This window comes from Shouchella xiaoxiensis (assembly GCF_016907895.1).
Lineage (GTDB): Bacteria > Bacillota > Bacilli > Bacillales > Bacillaceae_D > Shouchella > Shouchella xiaoxiensis.
This window is the reverse complement of sequence record NZ_JAFBCV010000014.1, coordinates 51,406-69,144: the sequence shown is the minus strand read 5'-3', so window position 1 is coordinate 69,144 and position 17,739 is coordinate 51,406. Positions and strand designations below refer to the sequence as shown.

Genomic DNA, 17,739 nt, shown 5'->3' with positions numbered 1-17,739 from the left:
TGATCTTATTTTTCCGTTAATGCTGTAACACCAGGAAGCTCTTTGCCTTCCATAAACTCCAGGCTCGCTCCACCACCAGTTGAAATGTGGCTCATTTGATCAGCTAAGCCAAATTTTTCAACAGCAGCGGCTGAGTCGCCTCCACCAATAACAGAATACGTATCAGTTGAGTCTGCTAATGCTTGTCCAACAGCTTTTGTTCCATTTGCAAAAGCATCTAATTCAAATACGCCCATCGGTCCGTTCCAAATAACAAGTTTGGATTGCTTTAGGACCTCTGCATAAGTAGCCCGTGTTTTTGAACCAATATCAAGTGCTTCCCAATCAGCTGGAATATCTGTAATAGCCACTTCTTTGATGTTGGCATCATTTGAGAAATCATCAGCCACTATGACGTCTTCAGGCATGTAAAATTGAACACCTTTTGCTTTTGCTTTTTCCATAAACGATTTAGCCAACTCAATCTTATCTTCTTCTAAAAGCGACTGACCCACTTCATGGCCTTGAGCTTTTACAAACGTATAAGCAAGTCCTCCACCGATAATAAGATTATCGACATTGTCTAACAAGTTATCGATAACGCCAATCTTATCTTTTACTTTTGCACCACCAATTACGGCTGTGAACGGGCGTTCAGGATTACTTAAAGCTTTACCAAGTACATCAAGTTCTTTTTCCATTAAAAATCCCGCAGCAGATGGCAAGTGATGCGCGATGCCTTCAGTTGAAGCATGCGCACGATGAGCAGCGCCAAACGCATCATTAACGTAAACATCTGCTAGCTCTGCAAATGCTTTTGCTAATTCAGGATCATTCTTTTCTTCGCCAGCATAAAAGCGTACATTTTCTAACAGTGCTACATCACCATCTTGAAGATTAGCCGCTGCTTCTTTGGCAACAGTACCGTGAGCTTCTGTAATTGCCTGTACGTCTTTTCCTAGAATCTCAGATAAACGCTCTGCAACAGGAGATAAACGAAGCTCCTCGACAACCTGTCCTTTAGGACGGCCTAAATGACTAGCAAGCAGCACTCGAGCACCTTGCTCAGTTAGGTATTGAATGGTAGGAATCGCCGCTTTAATACGCGTTTCATCGGTAATTGCACCATCTTTCATTGGTACGTTAAAGTCCACACGACAGAAAACGGTTTTTCCTTTGAAATCATAATCCTTAAGCGTTTTCTTATTCATGAATTTATCCTCCTACAGGTCAGCTAAACAGCGCAAAGGAGGGAGGCGAATGGCCTACCTCCTCATGCTGTCTATTTATTCTTAAAGTCCTTTTTTAGCGATGTAGTCAACAAGGTCAACGACACGGTTTGAGTAACCAGACTCGTTATCATACCAAGAAATAACTTTAACCATGTTGCCTTCCATTACCATTGTCGATAATGCGTCAATCGTAGAAGAATGCGGGTTGCCGTTGTAATCTTGAGATACAAGTGGGTCTTCAGAATATGCAAGAATGCCTTTAAGATCGCCTTCTGCTGCTTCTTTAAGCGCTGCATTTACTTCTTCAGCCGTTACATCTTTATCAAGTTCAGCTACAAGATCAACAAGTGATACGTTTGGTGTTGGAACACGCATAGCTGCACCATTCAATTTCCCTTTAAGTTCAGGAAGAACAAGCGCAACTGCTTTAGCAGCTCCCGTTGATGTTGGGATAATGTTCTCAGCAGCAGCACGAGCACGACGGTAATCTTTGTGTGGAAGATCAAGAATTTGTTGATCGTTTGTGTATGAGTGAACTGTGTTCATCAAACCACGACGAATACCAAACTTGTCGTTTAATACTTTTGCAAATGGAGACAAGCAGTTTGTTGTACAAGAAGCATTAGAGATTACATGGTGGTTGTCTGCATCATACTTATCTTCGTTTACACCCATTACAACAGTGATATCTTCATCAGATGCTGGTGCAGAAATAATAACTTTTTTAGCTCCTGCTTCAATATGCTTCGCTGCATCAGCACGCTTCGTGAAGAAACCAGTTGATTCAACTACAACTTGTACGCCACGATCTCCCCAACCGATGTCGGCAGGATTGCGCTCAGCTGAAACGTAAATTTCTTTGCCATCTACAACTAATGAATTATCTTTAGCTTCTACCTTCACATCAAGTACACCGTGAACCGTGTCATACTTTAAAAGATGTGCAAGCATATTCGCATCTGTTAAATCGTTAATTGCAACTACCTCTACATCCGGGTTATTAAGAGACGCGCGAAATACGTTACGTCCTATACGTCCAAATCCATTAATTCCAATTTTCGTTGCCATTCTTCATCTTCCTCCTAGCAATTTATTCATTTATGAAAAAGGCGTTTGCCCTTTTAACATACTTAGTGTGATAACAGCTCTTTCGCCGCTGCTTCATCTGTGACGAGAACATCACTTGGTCGATTTTTCATATAAGCAAGGATCGCATTCGCTTTTGAATGTCCTCCAGCTATTGAAATAACATGTTTGCCTTCTAATTCATTCAGCTGAAGACCAATCGTTCGCTGCTTATGAATAATCTCACCACTTGAATTAAAATAGTAACCAAATGCTTCCGCTACTGCTTGTTCCCGTTTCAGTGTTTCAATAAACGGCTCAGTCGAATCCCTTCTCGTGGCCATTCGTTTCGCATCTCCAATGCCGTGCATGACAATAGCTGAAGATGTAATTAATTCTAGAATATCCTTTACGGACCGTTCCAATACTAGTGAATGGTAGGCATCTTCACTTAATTGGTCCGGAACATGGAGCAATCGATACGCCGCTCCAGTCCTTCTAGCAAATTCCGCGCTAATCGTGTTCGCTTGAATCTCTACCTTTTCTCCAAGCCCTCCTCGAGCTGGAACAAAGGTTGTACTTGCCAACGTTGTGTCTGGGGATGCCATTCTAGCAACCATTTCAAGCGTTGTGCCTCCCATAACAGCAAGCACATCTTGCGGCTTCGCAACACGCTTTAATTCATTGACACACGCGCGACCAAGCTCTTGTTTCACCCATTCATCTTGATCACTGTTACCAGCAACAACGATGACTCTTGCCACACCTAATTTCTGCTGAACCTGATCTTCAAGAAAGTGAAGACCTAATAGTTCATCCATCGTTGATTCTAAATCCAAAAAGACGGATTCGCCAAATGCGGTCAACGTCATGCCGGCAGTGCTTAAATCGAGCAGCCCTTGATCTTTTAGCAAGGTTACCTCACTACGAACAATTCGTTCTGACTTCTGCAAATTTGTTGCCAAACTTCTTCTCCCTATAGGCTGCATCAACCTTATATATTGGAGCAGTTTATACCGTTCAGCCATTGTATCCATTAACTCTGGAACAAGTTGTTTTTGCAGGTCCACTAGCGTACGCAGGAAATCACCTCCTAAAGAATCATGGGACTTTTTATGTCCACCTGTGACAAATTATGTCCCAATTAAAGCAAAAAAATTCACCTACGCCGTTATTGTAACAAGTAAGTGAATGAGAGACAAGCTAAAACTATTTTTATTTAGTAACGTTATCAATTTCCATGCTTATTTTTTGTTTGCTTAACATACCATAATCGAGTTCAACCGCTTCCAACTGCACAACGGGAATCATTAGCTGATACGCTTCTAGCCATTTATCATTTTCGTATATATCATGAATTTTTACGCTTAATGAATACTCATTGGCGATCTCTTTGACAATCTCATACCCTTTATCGCATAAGGGACAACCTTGCTTTGTATAAAAATGAAGTTCCATCAGACAATCCTTTCCTCATATCTTCTACGCTTGGTTGAAGATAATATTCCAAGTTCATCGCGGTATTTTGCAATAACACGTCTTGAAACAGTCACTTGCTGTTCCTTTTTTAATTGCTCTACAAGCTGTTGATCGGATAATGGCTTTTGTTTATTTTCAGCTTGAATAAATTCACTGATCCACTTCTTAACAGAGTGGTGAGTTAATCCTTGATTCTCTTTTGAAAGTGTGCTACTAAAAAACGTTTTTAACTCAACTAACCCTCTTGGAGTTTGCGCGTATTTATTAACGGTAGAACGACTGACTGTTGATTCATGAATCCCCAATTCCTCAGCTATATCCACTAACGTAAGTGGCTTGAGGACCCCTGTAGTTCCAAGTAAATAGTCTTGCTGAACATTAACAATTGCCTCAGTAACTTTTAAAATAGTTTGTTCTCGCTGTTTTAAACTTTTCTTTAACCAGTTCACTTGGTTTCTTTGCTGCCTGGCGTATTCTCTTGAGTTCTCTTCTTGCTCTAGTAAGTCTCTGTACTCAGCTTGTATACGTAACATCGGAAACGCTGCTTGATTTAAATGAACCTGTAATTGATTATTCGCAAGTGTAATGTATACGTCTGGTTCAATATAAATAATCGGTTCACTCATATAAGCGAAGCCTGGTTTTGGATCCAATTTTTTAATTTGATCATAAATCGTTTGAACGTCCAGTAGCGTGCAATCATATTTTTTAGCTAACTGCTTCCACTTTCGAGAAGCAAGATCTTCAATATCATTTAATAGTAAATCAATCGCGCATGGGTGAACATCTATTCTCTTTACTAATTGCAACGCCAGACATTCTCCCAAAGAACGTGCTCCTACCCCAGTTGGTTCTAGTGATTGAATGAGATACAACAAGCGTTCACCATGATCTATATCAAGATTTCCTTGCGTACACAGTTCTTTAAAATCAATTAAATAACCATCTTCTCTTAGGTTATTTGCCAAATAAACCAGAAAGTGCTCTTCTTCTGCAGATAAATGAAAATGAATGAGCTGGTCTTTCACATGTTGCCGCAAATTCTTGCTTTCGACCGAAACATTCTCAAGCGCCGCATGTTTATCATCACTGGAAAAAGAAGAAGGTAGCTCAGATTCGATATGCTCATATTTATTATGAACAAATTCTAATAAAGGGTTTTCAAGTGCAAGTTCCTCCAAATACGACCAAACATCCATTGTAGAATATTGCAGTAAATGAATTGCTTGCCGCAATTCTTGAGTCATTACCAACTGGTTTGTTTGTTTTTGAAAAAGACCCATCTCCATCAATGAACACCCCCTAACTCTTATCATACCACAAACTGAAACCGTTTAAATGTAAGCGTTTACTAAAAAAGTTTTCTCTTATACTATATTAGCTCGATGCAATTAGGTTTACAACAAATTAAATTAGGCTATCATGAAAGCAGGGCTTTTTGACTGATATCCTGAATACTTATAGCAGAAAGCTTGCAAAGTAAAGCGTTAAGTTTGACCTTTGTTGACCTTTCAAGTATGATGACTACATAGTTTCTTAAGCTAATCAAACAAATCTGAGGAGGAATCCCCTGTGAACTTAATTCCTACAGTAATTGAACAAACGAATCGTGGCGAACGTGCCTATGACATTTATTCTCGTCTGTTAAAAGACCGAATCATTATGCTCGGAAGTGGAATTGATGATAACGTTGCAAATTCAATTGTTGCCCAACTTCTTTTCCTTCAAGCAGAAGATCCAGAGAAAGATATCTCACTTTATATTAATTCCCCAGGTGGATCCATAACAGCCGGCATGGCGATTTATGACACGATGCAGTTTATTAAACCGGATGTATCTACAATTTGTATTGGTATGGCAGCTTCAATGGGAGCATTCCTTCTAACTGCCGGTGCAAAAGGCAAGCGCATGGCATTACCTAACAGTGAAGTGATGATTCACCAACCTCTTGGTGGCATGCAAGGTCAAGCATCGGATATGGAAATTCACGCCCGTCGTATCATTGAAATGCGTCAAAAATTAAACGAAATCATGGCAGAACGTTCAGGTCAACCTTACGATCGCGTTGCCAAAGATACAGATCGTGATAAGTTTATGTCTGCTGAAGAAGCAAAAGAATATGGTTTGATTGATAAAGTATTCGAAACATCTTCTAAATAAGCATAAGTAAAGCCGTTATGAGAAATCATAACGGCTTTTTATTATCCTAAAAAGCGTATAGTAAGTGGTATGACATACTCTTCACCGCTGTAACTTTTCACTGCACCGATAATGGTAAAAACAATCATCATAATCGATACAATTGGCACAAGGATAAAGCCAATGCCCACAATTACTAGTATTGATGAAGCGAATGTATAGATGGTGTAGGAAATAAGAAAGTTAAAATACTGCTTACCATGAAAGTCAACAAACTCATACTCTTTTTTGGCAAGCAGCCAAATTAAGAGTGGGGCAAGAATTGGAGCAAAGAAGCTTAATAAATAGATAAGCATTGCAATCGCTCGCCCATCCGGCTCATTTTCTTCACGATAATCTATAATGTCTTCATCGTACTCTTTTCTCATGAGATAACCTCCTCCAGCTTACATCTATCTATACGGTTCAAACCGAACTTACGTTTCAAAAAAACATAGTATCTCTACTATGTTTTAATCATCAATTTTCATTTTGTACATAAGCAACAAGCGTTTCGAGTGCCTCTTCCTCATCATGACCTTCTGTTTGCAATGTGATAACCGTTCCTTTGCCCAAGGCTAGGCTCATAAGCCCCATAATGCTTTTGGCATTTACTTTTGAATGATCTTTTATAATATAGACCTCGGAAGCAAATCGATTTGCTTCTTGAACGAATAACGCTGCTGGGCGTGCTTGAAGACCTGTTTTTAACTGTATCGTAATTTCTTTTTGCGCCATTTTTAATCCCCCTATTTGGTTTGTTTTTGATCGTATGTTCCATTACGTAGCTTGTCCGCAAACTCATCAATTTTTCTCAAACGGTGATTGATTCCCGATTTGCTTACTTTCGCTCCTGTCATCATTTCACCTAGCTCTTTTAAGGTAACATCTTGATGGTTTACACGTAATATTGCTACCTCCATTAACTTAGGTGGCAATTGTTCCAGTCCTATTTCTTTTTCGATATAGCGAATATTCTCTACTTGTCGCAATGCTGCTCCAACCGTCTTGTTCAAATTAGCCGTTTCACAATTAACAAGACGATTAACAGAGTTTCTCATATCCTTTAAAATGCGCACGTCTTCAAAATAAAGCAATGCTTGATGTGCACCGATTATATTAAGAAATTCTGTTATCTTCTCACTTTCTTTTAAATAAGTGATAAATCCTTTTTTGCGTTCTAATGTTTTAGCAGAAAGCGAGAATTCGTTCATTAATTCACATATTGCTTGATTATGTTCCTCATAAAGCGAAAAAATCTCTAAGTGGTAGGAGGATGTTTCAGGATGATTAATTGAACCGCCTGCTAAAAAAGCTCCTCTTAAATAAGCACGCTTACAACAAGGTTTTTTAATCATTTCAGGTGAAATGGAGCGAATAAATTGAAATGGATCATCAAGAATCGCCAAATCTTTCAACAATGTCCTAGCATCTTTCGAAATACGGACGAGGTACACATTATTCTTTTTTAGTCTCATTTTTTTTCGAACCAATAGCTCAATATGAATGGTTGGATACACATATTTTATCAATGTATAAATACGTCTTGCAATCGCTGCATTCTCAGTCGATACATCAAGACTGATTTGTTGATTATTGAGAGCCAACGAACCGTTCATTCGAATTAATGCAGATAGTTCAGCTTTTGAACAACATGGCGTAATTTCAAGCTGTGTTAATTCTTTTTTGGCGTTTGCTGCAAAAGACACGCCCCTCACCCTCTCTATTAAAAGGGTAGCTTACTGCAAACGTATGCCACCCTAGCAATAACTCTGTTCCTTAGATACCTTGCACTTTTTCAACGATCAAATCCATTAGTGCTTCCGATACCTTCATAGCATCATGTCGTAACTTCTGACCTGATTCTAACACAAATCGATCCTCAATGACCGATATACCCATGCTTTCTAATCTTTGTTTATCAACAACAACTTGTTTCGCTTGTTCAAGCTGATAGCGATCCAACACATCGGCTGAAATGGGCTCTCCGTTTACTAAAACCGTTTGCACAATATGTGGTCCACAATGTGACACCAGTGCTTGTAGGTGATCCGACGCGCTATATCCATCCGTTTCACCCATTTGCGTCATGACGTTACATATATACGCTTTACTTGCTGACGAAGCATGGATTGCCTCAACAATACCTGGAACGAGTAAGTTTGGTAATATACTCGTATAAAGTGATCCTGGACCAAGCACAATTAAATCCGCTTCAGCAAGTGCTTTTAATGTTTCAGGTAACGGTGAAATATCAGACGGTGTTAAATAAACACGCTTAATTTTATTTTTGGCAAGTGGGATTTGTGATTCGCCTGAAACATGTGTGCCGTCTTCCATCTCCGCATGTAAAATAATACTAGCGTTTGCAGAAGGCAGCACTCGTCCACGAACATTGAGGACCCGACTAATTGTAGCGATGCCTTGTTGGAAATCTCCGGTTATTGAAGTCATTCCAGCTAATAATAGATTTCCTAAAGAGTGCCCGTTTAGTCCATCACCACTTGCAAATCGATGCTGAAACAACTCTTCAACAAGTGGTTCGACCTCAGCTAGAGCTACTAAGACATTTCGTACATCACCAGGAGGAGGAATATCAAGTTCTTTTCTTAGAATACCTGAACTTCCCCCATCATCAGCTACCGTTACGATGGCCGTGATGTCGATTGGAAACGTTTTTAGCCCTCTTAAGATCACGGATAAACCAGTTCCGCCACCAATTACAACCACTTTTTTCCTCATGACTGAATGGCCTTTCGTTTGTCAATATCACGATGACTCGCATGGGCGTCATAGCTTTTTGAAAAGTGAGTCGCTAAATACTCAGCTAATGTTACTGAACGATGTTGTCCACCCGTACAGCCAATACCGATAACAACCTGGCTTTTTCCTTCTCTTTTATAATGTGGCAAACTAAATTCAAACAAATCAATCAGCTTCTCAATTAACTGGTTTGTTTCCTTCCATTTTAATACATAAGAAGAAACCTCAGACTGTAAACCAGTTTTCGGCTTTAAATCTTCTATATAGTGGGGATTTGGTAAAAAACGTACATCAAAGACGAGATCCGCATCAATTGGAATGCCGTATTTAAAGCCAAAAGAGACAAAATGAACCGTGAAAGCTTGGCGATCGCTTGAAGCAAAGCGCTGCATAATCTTCGTTCGCAATTGAACCGGTTTTAAATCAGTTGTATCAATAATCTGCTGTGCTCTCCCTTTCATATCTTCCAACAGCTGACGCTCCCGTTGAATGCCATCAAGTGGTAAACCACCTTTTGCTAAAGGGTGTGTTCTCCTTGTTTCTTTATAACGTTGAACAAGCTTTGCATCTTTTGAGTCGAGAAACAAAATTTGTACTTTTAACCGATTAACCGGCGTTTCATTTAATTCATCAATTGCTTTAAACAATTCATCAAAGAACGATTGCCCACGTAAGTCCATTACTAAAGCAACTTTAGTGACTTTATCGACCCCGCCCTCAATCAATTCAATGAATTTAGGTAAAAGCGCCGGTGGCAAATTATCAACACAGTAAAATCCAAGATCTTCAAAGCTCTGCACTGCAACAGTCTTACCAGCACCTGACATTCCGGTTATAATGACAATTTCGACGTCCGCTTGCTTCATTCAGTCTCCACCTTCCCGTCCGTTGACTTTGAATCAAGCCGGTAGTTAACTAGTTGATAATCTTCTGTATAGTAAAAAGTCCCGTAAAGAATATCGTCGCTAGACAAGGCATGACGAAACAATAGATGATCGCCCTCAGCCATTGGCAATTGTTCATGCGCATGACGTTCCTGCCAAACTAACTTTCCTTCTGGTGACTTTGTAAACATCGTCCCGCTAAATTGGGAAGCCTTAAAGGTAAACATCATCCACTCATTCATTAGCTGATGATCTTTATCAACAATAACCATTGTCGTCACAGCTCGTAAAACAGGGTCAATTAAACGTAAGCCTGTTTCTTCATTAAATTCTCGAATCGCTGCTTCTTTTATGGTTTCCGTAGGCTCCATTTTACCTCCAGGAGCTACCCACCAACCACGACTAGGCTTTTGTAACATAAGGCATTGACTTTCTGTTGCTAAAATACAATTTGTTATTCGTTGCAAGTCTAATCACCTCACGTATCTAATTCTATAGTATACAAGTAAATGTGTTAGGCTACAACGTTTGCCTCTTTTTCTGTCTGACTACATACATAAAACAAAAAAAGGGACGCAGAAGTTCTCTGCGTCCAAAGGTCTTACTCTATTAAAAAGGGGGTCAATTACAATACTTATTATAAACCATAAGCTGTTGCAAATTGGTTACAGCATCTTTAAAAAATGATGACGGTTATTGCACCGCTTTTTTACTGTCTTCCAATTTTTCAAGATAGTGCTGTACGTTTTGTGCGGCAATTGATCCGTCACCTGTAGCCGTCACGATTTGACGAAGTGATTTTTCTCTTACATCACCTGCGGCGAAAACACCTGCAACTTTTGTTTCCATCTCTTCATTTGTTTCGATATAACCTTCTTGATTTGTTATTTGTAAGTTACGCACACTCTCGTTTAATGGCAGCATACCAATGTATACAAATACGCCATCTGCACTCATTGTAGAGGTTTCTCCTGTTTGAGTATCTTCGAGCGTAATACCGCCGACTTTGCCGTCTTTTTCATTAATTTCGGTCGCAACTTTGTTCCACACAAAATTAATCTTGTCATTTGCGAACGCACGATCTTGCAAAATTTTCTGTGCTCTTAACTGGTCTCTTCTGTGTACAATTGTCACTTTCGAAGCAAATCGTGTCAGATAAACAGCTTCTTCAACAGCTGAGTCTCCTCCTCCAACAACAACAAGCTCTTTTTGTTTAAAGAAAGCTCCATCACATACGGCACAATAAGAAACTCCGCGTCCGCCTAGCTCCTGCTCTCCTGGAATACCTAGCTTTTTATATTCTGCTCCAGTAGAAACAATAATAGCTTTCGTTCTGTATTCTTTTGAACCAGCGATCACGCGTTTTGTTTCACCTTCATCAATAATCTCTTTAATGTCGCCATACGCATAAACAGCGCCAAATTTTTTGGCATGCTCAAACATTTTGTTTGATAAGTCAGGCCCTAGAATATGATCAAACCCAGGATAGTTTTCAACTTCCTCCGTGTTAGCCATCTGACCACCTGGCATACCTCTTTCTAGCATCAGTGTATTTAAATTTGCTCGCGACGTATACACTGCAGCCGTCATGCCCGCAGGTCCCGCTCCAGCTATTATTACATCATAAATCATTTCTTCAGACATTCTCTGCACTCCTTATTAACGCAGTCATTTCAAGTCTATACAGTCTCTAATTTCCTATTAGAGACGTTTTTTCTATTTTATCGTAGCGGACAGTCCGGCTCTTTGTCTACTGTTCTGCTCAAAGGGCGCTCCATTGTAAATAAAGAAAATGCAATTTGCTCAGGTTGCCCTTGATTGATTAATTGCATCAACCGTTCCGCTTCAGCATCTTTTTGCTGACTAGCTTGTTTTAAATACGATAATCCTAAATGTGTATCTCCTTGATGAAAAAATGCAACACCAAAGCACCTTAATAGATCTTTATCGGTTGATTGAAAACTAAGCCATTTTCTTGAAGCCACATCTTTGTAAGCACCTAATACACATAATACTTCCGTTAAACGAATCATGTGATCTGAATTTATAGGAATAATCTTCACTAATTGTTCTCGCAAGTGTTCGACTTGATTAGTATGCCCCTTGGCCTGATAAAATAATGCCAAATTACATAAAGCAAGTAGGTTTCCTTTATCATGATCTAACACAGCATGACAATAATCAAAAGCAGCGTCTTCATTTCCCAAACGAAACATTGCTTCGGCTAGATGGGTTTGCGCAGCCCAAAAAGAAGGATGATTTTTTATAATTGATTCTAATAAAGGTACAGCCGCTTCTGGGTCTCCATTCCTTAACCAACTTCGAGCCTGTTCATGCTCCGTTAGCAACTGTTCCGTTTGTTCTTTATCTTCGTCAAACAACGCTTCATCTTCAAAAAGCTCAAGTAACTCTTTCGCTTCTTCCATGAACTGTCCTTGAGGATCTTTTTCCATATATAGACGAACATGCTTCTCCGCTTGATAAAATTGTCCTAAATAAACTTCATTATTAGCAATAAAAAAGTAACAGACAGGTTGCTTTTCTTGATGTTCATCCAACACCTGATGCAACAATTCATTCGAACGAATATACTCACCGAGCTCCGTTAAGACAGCTGCTAGCTGTATTTTAAACACAGGTTCCGAGGCAGTTAATTTCACTGCTCGTTCAAATAATTTGGCAGCTCGATCTAAATGTTTATTATGAAACGCATGTAGACCTCTATGAAAAAAATAGTCGCCACTTTGATAAAACGGAATGACCGTTTTTGCGCCCCGTTTCCGGTCTTGCTCTTCTTTCATAAACGCTTGTCCCTCCAAGCTCTCAAATCTCTCAGCTCAAGTATACACTAAAGCATCTCTACTGTAAGGCCCACTGCAAAATTTCTAGAAAAAAGAAAAAAGCCAATGCCTGCACATTGACTTCCATCCTACAACCCATTATTTTTGTCGATCTGATAGTTTTTGCAAAATTAATTCAAGCGGCGTTTCTTGTTCCTGCAGGAGAACCAGCAAATGGTAGAGCAAATCAGCCGTTTCTGAACTTAATTCATCTTGATCTCTATTTTTTGCAGCGATAATGACTTCACTTGCTTCTTCTCCGACTTTTTTTAGGATCTTGTCCAACCCTTCTGAAAATAAATAGGTCGTATATGCCCCTTCAGGCATTGCTTTTTTTCGATTGGCTATGCGTGCCTCTAAATTGCTTAAAACTGCGTAAGGGCTGCTAGCCAACTGATTTCCTGCTTCGAGAAGGGATTGAGAAAAGCAGCTAATACTCCCAGTATGGCAAGCCGGACCATGTGGATGAACATAAACGAGAAGTGCATCTTGGTCACAGTCGTACATTATCTCAACTACATCTTGAACATTCCCAGATGTTTCACCCTTATGCCATAGCTCATTTCTAGAGCGACTGTAAAACCATGTTTGTTTCGTCTCAATCGTTTTATTTAGCGCCGTTTCGTTCATGTATGCGAGCGTTAATACCGCTTTAGTTGTTACATCTTGGACAATAACAGGAATTAAACCATCTGCGTTATAAGTGACATCAATCAACGAACTAGCCCCCCTTTTTCTTTCACATCATACTTTACTTCCTCAATACTTGTTTCTTTGTAATGAAAAATCGAGGCGGCTAATGCAGCATCGGCTTTTCCTTCATTAAATGCCTCTGTAAAATGATGCGTTGCACCGGCACCACCGGAAGCAATAACCGGGATTGAAATAACTTCATCAATTGCTTTTAACAAAGGAATATTAAACCCTTTTTTCTCTCCATCATGATCCATGCTCGTAACGAGCAATTCACCCGCGCCTAGACGCTCTGCTTCTCTCGCCCAGTCCACAGCACTCCAGCTTGTTTCTTTTCTACCACCATGCGTGTAGACTCGCCAATCGTTTCGAACTGGATCATATTTAGCATCGATCGCGACAACGATGCATTGAGAACCAAATACCCGAGCACTCTCTTTAATAAAGTCTGGTCTCATTAATGCAGCGGTGTTCATGGACACTTTATCCGCACCAGCACGTAATATTCGGCGGATGTCTTCAATTGAATAAATACCTCCACCAACTGTAAACGGAATTGCCAATGATCCTGCAACTTCTTTGACAACATCGACTATAATCTCGCGCCCCTCATGTGAGGCGGAAATATCAAGAAAAACAAGTTCGTCTGCTCCTTGTTCATTATAAAACAACGCTAGTTCGAGCGGATCTCCAGCATCTTTTAACGATAGGAATTGCGTTCCTTTTACAACTCGTCCTTCCTTTACGTCTAAACACGGAATAATACGCTTTGTTAACATGACGAGCTCCCTACCGTTAGTGCTTCTTTAAGCGTAAAGCGCTTTTCATATAAAGCTTTTCCCACAATCGCTCCACTTACATGTGATTCAGCTAACTGGACAATGTCTCCTAGTTGACTGACTCCGCCGGAAGCAATAACTTCGACACCTGCAACACGAGACAGTTGCTCGCATGCCTCAATATTAGGACCGGTTAACATCCCGTCACGAGAAATATCCGTGAATATAAAGACCTCTGCGCCAAACTGGCTCATTTCTTGGGCGAGTCTTTCAGCAGAAACCTGGGATGTTTCAAGCCAACCTTCTGTTGCAACGAAACCTTTTTTAGCATCAATTCCGATTGCTATTTTCTCGTTATACTTTTCTAGCATCTCTTTTGTGAACTCTGGATTATTGACGGCAACACTTCCTAAAACCACTCGCGCTACTCCGGCATCAAGGTAAAGCTGAATATCAGCTTCCGTTCGAATGCCGCCACCCACTTGCACGGGAACTTCCACTTGTTGAACAGCACGAATGATTTCTTGCTGGTTAATCGGACGTTTTGCTTTTGCTCCGTCTAAATCAACGATATGAATCCATTTTGCGCCATCATCAGCAAACGTGCGGGCCATTTCTGTTGGGGAATCCCCGTAAACCGTTTCTTTATCATAGTTTCCTTGCTCAAGACGGACACATTTCCCGTTTAAGACATCGATTGCAGGATATAGTGTAAAAGTCATACTTTACGCTCCTTTACTAGCTGTCCATACTGTTTTAACAAGTTCATACCAACATCACCACTTTTTTCTGGATGAAATTGCATCCCATAAATCATCCCTTCTTGGACGATCGCAGGAACAGCTTGATGGTAATTACTCTCTGCAACAACAACGGACGAATCGGTTCGTACCACGTACGAATGAACGAAATAGACATGCCCGTTAGTAAAAAGCTGAATGATAGGTGCTTTCTTTTTTACAACTAATTCATTCCATCCCATATGTGGCACCTTATATGCATCTCCGTTTAGCGTGTTCCCGGAAAAGCGTTCTACCGTCCCCGGTAGATACGCTAATCCCCTTGTCTGACCGTATTCTTCACTCGATTCAAACAGAAGCTGCATGCCTAAGCAAATGCCAAGCAAGGGTTTTTTTTGGTAAACTTTTGTGTCTAAAAATGCTTGTAAACCCGTTTCTTGCAACGTCTTCATTGCATCCGGGAAAGCACCTACTCCGGGTAAAATGTAGGCATCTGCTTCCATTAATTCATCGATGTTCTTACTAATAAAGTACGGAATTTCAAGTCTTTCTAACGCCTTTGACACAGAATACAAATTGCCCATGTCATAATCGATAATGCCAATCATTACAGTTTCCCCTTTGTAGACAGTACACCTTTAATTCCCGGATCAATTGTTGTCGCTTCGTTCAACGCTCGTGCAAATGCCTTAAAAATTGCTTCTATGATATGATGTGTGTTTTGTCCGTAATGTACGATGATATGAAGATTCATACGAGCTTCTAATGCTAGTTTCCAAAAAAATTCATGTACGAGTTCAGTATCAAACGTGCCAACTTTTTCACTAGGGAATGACGCCCTAAATTCCAAGTGGGGACGATTACTTAAATCAATAACGACTTGCGCTAACGTCTCGTCCATCGGTACAAATGCATTCCCATACCGCTTGATACCGTGTTTTTCGCCAAGGGCGCTTTTAACTGCTTCACCTAAACAAATACCAATATCCTCTGTTGTGTGATGATCATCAATGTCAATATCACCCTCTGCCTTGATATCAAGATCAAATTGCCCGTGTTTGGCAAAAAGATCAAGCATATGTTCTAAAAAAGGTACACCTAAATCCAGATTTGCATTTCCCTCTCCTTCAAGTTCAATTGAAAGTTGAATATCCGTTTCATTCGTTTTTCTATTCATTGTCGCAGCTCTACTCATTTTAAATCCTCCAAGCGAATATCAATTGCTCTGGCATGAGCCTCTAATCCTTCTAATCGAGCCAGTGCGGTGATCGATTTTCCGTTTTCTTTTAACGCTTCTTTACTGTACGCTATTACACTCGATTTTTTCACAAAATCATCAACAGATAACGGACTCGAAAAGCGGGCCGTCCCATTAGTAGGTAAGACATGACTCGGACCTGCAAAATAATCCCCGACTGGTTCAGAGCTGTATGGACCGATGAAGATTGCACCAGCATGTTTTATTTTACCTAACAATTCCATTGGTTCATTTGTCATAATCTCTAAGTGTTCAGGAGCGAGTTGGTTAACGGCATGAATAGCCACTTCTATCGTAGGCGTAACGTAAATAACACCAAAAGACTGGATAGCGGCATTTGCAATGTCCTGTTTTGGTAGGTTGACTAACTGCCGATCCACTTCCGTTTTTACTGCTTCAGCTAGTTCATTTGAATTTGTAACTAAAATGGCAGAGGCCTGTTCATCATGTTCAGCCTGTGAAAGAAGATCAGCAGCTACATAACTCGGATTTGCTGTTTGGTCAGCTAGAACACAGATCTCGCTAGGACCGGCTATCATATCAATGGCTACATCTCCAAAAACCGCTTGTTTGGCTAACGCAACAAATTGGTTACCGGGTCCGGTAATTTTATCGACCGGCTCTATCGTCTCTGTTCCATATGCCAACGCTGCAATTGCTTGTGCGCCACCAGTTTTGTATATCTTTTCAATCCCAAGTTCATTGGCCGCTACCAAAACGCCAGGCGGAATGTACCCTTCTTTATTTGGTGGAGATGTGATGGAAATATGCTTCACTCCTGCTACTTGAGCTGGGATCACGTTCATTAACACAGAAGTAGGATAAGCTGCTTTTCCTCCGGGGACATAGATGCCGACAGAGTCTAGTGGAGTTACTTGTTGACCAACAATTGTCCCATTTGTTTCTGCTTGAAACCAGGATGTGATCTTTTGTAGTTCGTGGTACTTCCTGATTTGATGTATTGCTTGTTTAATTGCAATTAACACTTCTTCATCAACAGCATTGTACGCATTTAACCTTTCTTCCTCAGAAACAAGCAATTGATTTAATTGCACACCATCAAAGGTTTCTGTAAAGCGAAATAAGGCTCGATCCCCTTCTAATTTTACTTCATTAATGATTTGATGAACTGTCTCAATTTGTTCAGATGTTCCAAGTAATCCACTTCGTTTTAAAGAGAGTTGATCTTCCTGCTTTACATACTCAATTCTCATTTATGCATCCTCTCCTAGCGCCACTTTGAGACAATTAATCATCGTTTTGATCTCGCCCGACTTAATTCTGTAACTTGCCGCGTTCACAATAAAACGTGACGTAATTGATTCCATTCTCTCCAATTCAACAAGGCCATTGTCTTTTAATGTTTGACCTGTTGATACAATATCCACAATTCGCTTTGCGAGATTCATAATTGGTGCCAGCTCGATTGAACCATTTAGCTTAATAATCTCAACTTGTTCTCCTTGTTCTTTGAAGTATTGACTTGCTAGATTTGGATATTTTGTCGCAACTTTTGGATTTAATTCGCCTCTTTGATAGCCCGGTAACCCTGCTACAGCCATATGACATGCGCTAATTTTTAAATCAAGCACCTCATGGACATCCCTTTTTTCTTCTAGCAAAACATCCTTTCCTGCTACACCGACATCGGCAACACCATGCTCAACATAAGTCGGTACATCCATTGGTTTTGCTAAAATGAATCTCAACTTTTCATTTGGAACATCGATAATCAATTTTCTAGAGTCTTCAAATTGGTCAGGCAGGTTATACCCCGCTTTTCTCAATAATAGGACGGCTTCTTTAAAAATCCTTCCCTTCGGCATTGCCATTGTTAATGTATTCATTC

The 17,739-nt window shown here is 40.2% G+C and carries 20 protein-coding genes and 1 pseudogene; 1 reads left to right on the top strand and 20 read right to left on the bottom strand.

What is annotated here, in order from left to right:
- Window positions 1-5: 5 nt before the first annotated feature.
- From JOC54_RS18320 to rpoN, 5 genes are all read right to left on the bottom strand, one after another.
- Window positions 6-1,190 carry a phosphoglycerate kinase gene (locus JOC54_RS18320; protein WP_204468108.1) on the bottom strand — a complete coding sequence of 395 codons (1,185 nt, stop codon included), beginning with the start codon at window positions 1,188-1,190 and terminating at the stop codon, window positions 6-8.
- An 81-nt stretch (window positions 1,191-1,271) separates the two neighbouring features.
- Entirely contained in the window at window positions 1,272-2,279 is a 1,008-nt protein-coding gene (gene gap, locus JOC54_RS18315) for a type I glyceraldehyde-3-phosphate dehydrogenase (RefSeq protein WP_035420536.1), read from the bottom strand.
- 62 nt (window positions 2,280-2,341) lie between these two features.
- On the bottom strand, window positions 2,342-3,358 hold the full coding sequence (locus JOC54_RS18310) for a sugar-binding transcriptional regulator (RefSeq protein ID WP_054793243.1): 1,017 nt from the start codon (window positions 3,356-3,358) through the stop codon (window positions 2,342-2,344).
- 133 nt (window positions 3,359-3,491) lie between these two features.
- Window positions 3,492-3,734 carry a glutaredoxin family protein gene (locus JOC54_RS18305; RefSeq protein ID WP_204468106.1) on the bottom strand — a complete coding sequence of 81 codons (243 nt, stop codon included), beginning with the start codon at window positions 3,732-3,734 and terminating at the stop codon, window positions 3,492-3,494.
- Window positions 3,734-5,044: an RNA polymerase factor sigma-54 gene (gene rpoN / locus JOC54_RS18300; RefSeq protein WP_204468104.1), complete on the bottom strand. Its 1,311-nt coding sequence runs from the start codon at window positions 5,042-5,044 to the stop codon at window positions 3,734-3,736. The genes JOC54_RS18305 and rpoN overlap by 1 nt, the downstream gene beginning before the upstream one ends.
- Window positions 5,045-5,321: 277 nt before the next feature.
- Here rpoN and clpP point away from each other — a divergent pair.
- Window positions 5,322-5,915: pseudogene (gene clpP, locus JOC54_RS18295) on the top strand (ATP-dependent Clp endopeptidase proteolytic subunit ClpP); the annotation flags it as partial.
- Window positions 5,916-5,956: 41 nt separating this feature from the next.
- On the opposite strand, the gene JOC54_RS18290 reads toward clpP, so the two are convergent.
- The 15 genes from JOC54_RS18290 to hisG form a co-directional block, all read right to left on the bottom strand.
- Complete coding sequence (locus tag JOC54_RS18290; protein WP_054793238.1) at window positions 5,957-6,322, bottom strand: DUF4870 domain-containing protein; 366 nt, start codon at window positions 6,320-6,322, stop codon at window positions 5,957-5,959.
- Window positions 6,323-6,413: 91 nt separating this feature from the next.
- Window positions 6,414-6,671 (bottom strand): HPr family phosphocarrier protein, encoded by a 258-nt coding sequence (locus JOC54_RS18285; RefSeq protein WP_204468102.1) that lies wholly within the window; start codon window positions 6,669-6,671, stop codon window positions 6,414-6,416.
- 11 nt (window positions 6,672-6,682) lie between these two features.
- Entirely contained in the window at window positions 6,683-7,642 is a 960-nt protein-coding gene (gene whiA, locus JOC54_RS18280; RefSeq protein ID WP_035420540.1) for a DNA-binding protein WhiA, read from the bottom strand.
- Between the two features lie 70 nt (window positions 7,643-7,712).
- Window positions 7,713-8,675: a gluconeogenesis factor YvcK family protein gene (locus tag JOC54_RS18275; protein WP_204468101.1), complete on the bottom strand. Its 963-nt coding sequence runs from the start codon at window positions 8,673-8,675 to the stop codon at window positions 7,713-7,715.
- Window positions 8,672-9,562, bottom strand: coding sequence for an RNase adapter RapZ (gene rapZ, locus JOC54_RS18270; RefSeq protein WP_204468099.1), 891 nt, complete (start codon window positions 9,560-9,562; stop codon window positions 8,672-8,674). The genes JOC54_RS18275 and rapZ overlap by 4 nt, the downstream gene beginning before the upstream one ends.
- Window positions 9,559-10,047 (bottom strand): 8-oxo-dGTP diphosphatase, encoded by a 489-nt coding sequence (locus JOC54_RS18265; RefSeq protein WP_204468096.1) that lies wholly within the window; start codon window positions 10,045-10,047, stop codon window positions 9,559-9,561. The genes rapZ and JOC54_RS18265 overlap by 4 nt, the downstream gene beginning before the upstream one ends.
- 226 nt (window positions 10,048-10,273) lie before the next feature.
- The gene (trxB, locus tag JOC54_RS18260) at window positions 10,274-11,224 is read right to left on the bottom strand and encodes a thioredoxin-disulfide reductase (RefSeq protein ID WP_035420544.1); all 951 of its coding nucleotides are present in this window, start codon (window positions 11,222-11,224) and stop codon (window positions 10,274-10,276) included.
- Window positions 11,225-11,301: 77 nt separating this feature from the next.
- The gene (locus tag JOC54_RS18255) at window positions 11,302-12,381 is read right to left on the bottom strand and encodes a tetratricopeptide repeat protein (protein WP_204468094.1); all 1,080 of its coding nucleotides are present in this window, start codon (window positions 12,379-12,381) and stop codon (window positions 11,302-11,304) included.
- A 138-nt stretch (window positions 12,382-12,519) separates the two neighbouring features.
- Entirely contained in the window at window positions 12,520-13,137 is a 618-nt protein-coding gene (hisIE, locus tag JOC54_RS18250) for a bifunctional phosphoribosyl-AMP cyclohydrolase/phosphoribosyl-ATP diphosphatase HisIE (RefSeq protein WP_204468092.1), read from the bottom strand.
- The gene (hisF, locus tag JOC54_RS18245) at window positions 13,134-13,892 is read right to left on the bottom strand and encodes an imidazole glycerol phosphate synthase subunit HisF (RefSeq protein WP_204468090.1); all 759 of its coding nucleotides are present in this window, start codon (window positions 13,890-13,892) and stop codon (window positions 13,134-13,136) included. The genes hisIE and hisF overlap by 4 nt, the downstream gene beginning before the upstream one ends.
- Window positions 13,886-14,614 carry a 1-(5-phosphoribosyl)-5-[(5-phosphoribosylamino)methylideneamino]imidazole-4-carboxamide isomerase gene (gene hisA / locus JOC54_RS18240; RefSeq protein WP_204468087.1) on the bottom strand — a complete coding sequence of 243 codons (729 nt, stop codon included), beginning with the start codon at window positions 14,612-14,614 and terminating at the stop codon, window positions 13,886-13,888. The genes hisF and hisA overlap by 7 nt, the downstream gene beginning before the upstream one ends.
- Window positions 14,611-15,240 (bottom strand): imidazole glycerol phosphate synthase subunit HisH, encoded by a 630-nt coding sequence (gene hisH / locus JOC54_RS18235; RefSeq protein ID WP_204468085.1) that lies wholly within the window; start codon window positions 15,238-15,240, stop codon window positions 14,611-14,613. Before hisH ends, hisA begins: the two co-directional genes overlap by 4 nt.
- Window positions 15,240-15,827, bottom strand: coding sequence for an imidazoleglycerol-phosphate dehydratase HisB (gene hisB, locus JOC54_RS18230; protein WP_035420550.1), 588 nt, complete (start codon window positions 15,825-15,827; stop codon window positions 15,240-15,242). Before hisB ends, hisH begins: the two co-directional genes overlap by 1 nt.
- Window positions 15,824-17,104 carry a histidinol dehydrogenase gene (hisD, locus tag JOC54_RS18225; protein ID WP_204468082.1) on the bottom strand — a complete coding sequence of 427 codons (1,281 nt, stop codon included), beginning with the start codon at window positions 17,102-17,104 and terminating at the stop codon, window positions 15,824-15,826. The genes hisB and hisD overlap by 4 nt, the downstream gene beginning before the upstream one ends.
- A complete protein-coding gene (gene hisG / locus JOC54_RS18220; protein ID WP_148298023.1) occupies window positions 17,105-17,737 on the bottom strand; it encodes an ATP phosphoribosyltransferase in 633 nt (210 codons plus the stop codon).
- Between the last annotated feature and the right edge of the window lie 2 nt (window positions 17,738-17,739).